The following is a 221-nucleotide window of genomic DNA, read 5'->3' as shown; positions in this document are numbered from 1 at the left end:
CTCTCGGCCGCTTCCGGTACAGGCGACGGCACGATCACCGTCACCGCCCCGGCCTACGCCGACGAGTGGCCCCGCACGGCGAAAATCTTCTTCGTCTCCGGCGCGTTGAAAGATACGGTTACCGTCACGCAAAACCCGAAGCCCGGGCCGAAGTTCCTCGCCCTCGATTATACGGAACTTACGCTGCCCGTCGGCGCCTCGCAACGACTCGTCGTCACGGC

1 protein-coding gene is annotated in these 221 nt (G+C 65.2%); it reads left to right on the top strand.

Features of this window, described 5'->3' with window-relative positions; translation table 11 throughout:
* Positions 1-221, top strand: a 221-nt coding sequence (locus EII41_RS13995; protein WP_148091789.1) for a BACON domain-containing protein, incomplete at both ends; no start/stop codon positions are given.

This window comes from Tannerella forsythia (genome assembly GCF_003860135.1).
In the GTDB taxonomy this organism is placed as follows: Bacteria; Bacteroidota; Bacteroidia; order Bacteroidales; family Tannerellaceae; genus Tannerella; species Tannerella forsythia_A.
The sequence above is the reverse complement of the archived record's forward strand: the minus strand, read 5'-3'. Positions and strand labels throughout refer to the sequence as shown.